This window comes from Streptomyces sp. HSW2009, assembly GCF_040240285.1.
Lineage (GTDB): Bacteria > Actinomycetota > Actinomycetes > Streptomycetales > Streptomycetaceae > Streptomyces.
In genome coordinates this window covers 1-3,344 of the sequence record NZ_JBEHZD010000711.1, presented here as the reverse complement: position 1 = coordinate 3,344, position 3,344 = coordinate 1, and the positions used below count along the sequence as shown (strand labels likewise).

Genomic DNA, 3,344 nt, shown 5'->3' with positions numbered 1-3,344 from the left:
GCAGGGTCGCCGGCGCCCAGCCGGCGACCTCGGGCGCCAGGTTCCAGCCGCGGGTGGACGCGTCCGGCCCCCCCAGGGTCCGGCACCTCACCCCTCCCCCCGCGCCCCCAAGAAGATCGGGTTGGTCATGGCGGCCATCGGGCCGGGGGCATCCGTCGGGCTGCCGGCCGGTGGGGCGTGTCGGATTTCGGCCCGGACGTAAGCCGCGTACGACGGGGTGGTCCGCCACTCGATCACGCCGGAGCCGCCGGCGGGTGTGGCCGTGGCGAAGAGTTGGCCCTGGTCGGTGAGGAAGCGCACGGTGCCGCCGGTCGGGGCGCCGGATATCTCCAGCCGGGCGGTGACCGGCTCGTTGCGGGCCGCGGCCAGCCGGTCGCCGATGCCCGCGTGTCGGCCGCGGCCGTCGAGTGCGGTGAAGGTCAGGTCGATCCCGGTGGACTCCGCTATCCAACTGTGGCCGGCCCTGAGGCCGGCGAGGATCGCGGGGCGGGACAGGTCGTCGGCGAGGACGACCGTCTGGGGCAGCCCCACCGTCTGGCCGTCGCGGTGGGCGTCGCTGTTCCCCAGCGCCGGCAGCCACGGTTTGCCGCCGCGGCCCGCGGCGCCCAGCGTGTTGTCCCACTCGGCGATCGACACCTCGTCGTCGGGCGTGAACGGGCCGTTCCACACCTCTACGGCGTCCGCCTCGTTGAAGCCGAACTTCCAGTTGCAGCCGATGCAGGTGGCGTGCGGGTGGGCCGGCACGACCAGGCCGTCGGCCTGCCGGATCTTGCGGGCGAACCGGCCGAACGCGTTGTCCCGCGCCCGGTACCGCCAGTCGATGAACGTGCCCGGGTCCACGCCGATCGCGAGTACGTGGCCGTTGCGCGTGGTGACTTCTTCGCCGGTCAGCACCAGCAGGTCATCGCCCCACAGCCCGGCCCAGGCGGCATGCCCCGAGCTGGTGTTGTGCTCGGTGGTGGTGATGAAGTCGAGCCCGGCCCCGCGGGCCGCGGCGGCCACTTCGGCCGGGGTGCGCCTGCCGTCGGAGTGGACCGTGTGCAGATGGCTGTCGCCCCGGTACCAGGCGCGACCCCGTCCCTTGGCGCGCTGCGGCGGGTACTCCGGCCGCGGGGTGCGCCCGCGCGCCCCGTACCGCAGGGTGATCGTCACCTCGTAGTGCAGCCCGGCCGGTGCCACCGTGTACGGGCCGAGTACGACGTGCCAGGTGCCGGCGCCGACCGGGCCCGGCAGATAGCCCGGGGTGGCCTGCTCCGCGCTGATCGTGAACTCCGTGCGGAACCCGCCGGACCAGCCGCGGAAGCCGCGTCCGCCGAGTTCGATGCCGCGTTCGTCGAAGATGCCGATGTCGCAGGCGTTCCCCTGGGTGCCGGCTGGCACGCTGGGCCGGTCGTACCCGTACGCGACGTGTATTTCGCGCACGCCGTGCGGGATGTCCAGCGGTAGGTAGACGAAGTCGGGGGAGCCGGGCGGCAGTTCGCCGGTGACCTTGCGGGTCTCTTCGCCGCGCCCGTCGGCCGCGTGCGCGAACGTCACGGTGCCCAGCGTCAGCGCGCCCGCCGCGCCCGTGGCGGCCGACATCTTCAGTAGTGCCCGACGGTCCATTGCGGTCCCCCTCGTTTTCGCTGTCCCTGCTGTCCCTGCTGTTCTTGCTGTTCTTGCGGTGTTGCTGCCTTGCCGTCCCCAGGTGCCTTGCCGTCCCCCGGGTGCCTTGCCGGTCCCGTCGGCCCGGGTTGGTCCCGCCTGTCCTACGGGGCCCGGCCTCGGCAGAGCCTCGTACCCAACCCGCCGCGGCCCCGCGCCCCCCGGTTTCACCCGGTCGGGTGGGCGATTGCGTGGGTGCCGCGTCGCCGTCCACACCGCCGGTCACGGTCCCCGCGCCCGTCTTCCCTAGCTGTCCGGCCCGCTCCTGGCCCGTGTCCGACCCGCTCCCGACCCGCTCCCGGCCTGTTCTCAGCTCGTGCCCACAGCCGCCGGGTGGCAGCCGTGACCAGCGGTCGCAGCGTCCGAGAGCGGTGGTGTCCCGGGCCGTGACCGGCCGTGTGACAACCGTTGTACGCGTCTGTGACAGAGGCGGAAAGGGCTGTGGATAACCCGGGTGACGGTGAGAGAACATACGCACAGCAGCTCAGCCCACGCGGAGGTACGAACCGGCTATGCGTGTCGCCATCACCAGCTTTCTCACCGACGAGACCGTAAGCCCCGTCCGATTGGCCCGCGCGCTGGAAGAGCGCGGATTCGCCGGCCTCTACCTCCCCGAACACACCCACATCCCGGTGGACGGCGCCAGCCGGCTCCCCGGCGGTGGGCCGGTGCCGCGCGAGTACGGGCGCTCGCTCGACCCGTTCGTCGCGCTCGGCCAGGCCGCCGCCGTCACCGAACGGCTCGGCCTCGGCACCGGCATCGCCCTGGTCGCCCAGCACGACCCGATCGACCTGGCCAAGCAGATCGCCACCCTCGACTTCCTCTCCGGCGGCCGGTTCACCCTTGGCGTCGGCTACGGCTGGCACGTCGAGGAGGCCGCGAGCCACGGCATCCAGTGGTCGACCAGGCGCGAGCTCGTACGCGACCAGTTGGCCCTGATGCAGGCCCTGTGGGCGGCCGAACCGACCGGTTACGACGGCGAGTTCGGCTTCGTACCGGCCAGCCACGCGCACCCCAAGCCGCTGCTGCCGCCGCGCCAGCGCGCCGGCGCACCGCTGACCGGTCCGCGCACCCTGCTCGGCGGCGGGGCGGGCCCGCGGTTGTTCGCGCACATCGCCGCGCAGGCCGACGGCTGGCTGCCGCTCGGCGGAAGCGGCCTGACCGAGTCGCGGCCCGCGCGGCGCCGGGCCTGGACGGACGCGGGGCGCGCGGGCGCGCCCGAGGTCGTCCCGTACGCGGTGGTGCCGACGCCGGGTAAGCTCGCCCACTTCGCGGACCTGGGCATCACCGAAGTGGTGCTCCAGACCCCGACCGGCGACGAGAGCACCGTGCTGCGGGCGCTCGACGCGTACGCGCAGTACCTGTAGTCGTGGCCGCCCCGTACCGAGTGCGCGGTACGGGGCGCGGGCCGCGAGCGGGGTCGGAGCGGCCCCTGTGACGTAGCACGCAGCGATCTTCGGCGCCACTGTCAGAGGCCGCTCGTATCCTCAAGGAATGACGACGAGCGCAGAGGGAACCGGCCCCGATCGACAGCCGCAGCGGTCGCGGCAGGCTCGGCAGTCGGAGCAGACCGCGACCGAGCAGGCCATCGTTGACCTGGGCGGATCGCCGTCCGCCGGGGCGGCGGCCGAGCTGACGGGCGATGTGCTGCCCCCGCCGCAGGCGCCCCCCGCCCCCCCCGCCCCCCCCCCCCCCCCCCC

2 protein-coding genes and 1 pseudogene are annotated in these 3,344 nt (G+C 74.0%); 2 read left to right on the top strand and 1 reads right to left on the bottom strand.

Annotated features, from left to right (window positions below; all coding sequences use genetic code 11):
* Positions 1-87: 87 nt before the first annotated feature.
* A complete protein-coding gene (locus AAHZ94_RS31115; protein ID WP_349997063.1) occupies positions 88-1,605 on the bottom strand; it encodes a CehA/McbA family metallohydrolase in 1,518 nt (505 codons plus the stop codon).
* Between the two features lie 551 nt (positions 1,606-2,156).
* On the opposite strand from AAHZ94_RS31115, the gene AAHZ94_RS31110 reads away from it, so the two are divergent.
* Both AAHZ94_RS31110 and AAHZ94_RS31105 read left to right on the top strand, forming a co-directional pair.
* Positions 2,157-3,011: a TIGR03619 family F420-dependent LLM class oxidoreductase gene (locus AAHZ94_RS31110; protein WP_349997062.1), complete on the top strand. Its 855-nt coding sequence runs from the start codon at positions 2,157-2,159 to the stop codon at positions 3,009-3,011.
* A 127-nt stretch (positions 3,012-3,138) separates the two neighbouring features.
* A pseudogene (locus AAHZ94_RS31105) lies at positions 3,139-3,344 on the top strand (hypothetical protein); the annotation flags it as partial.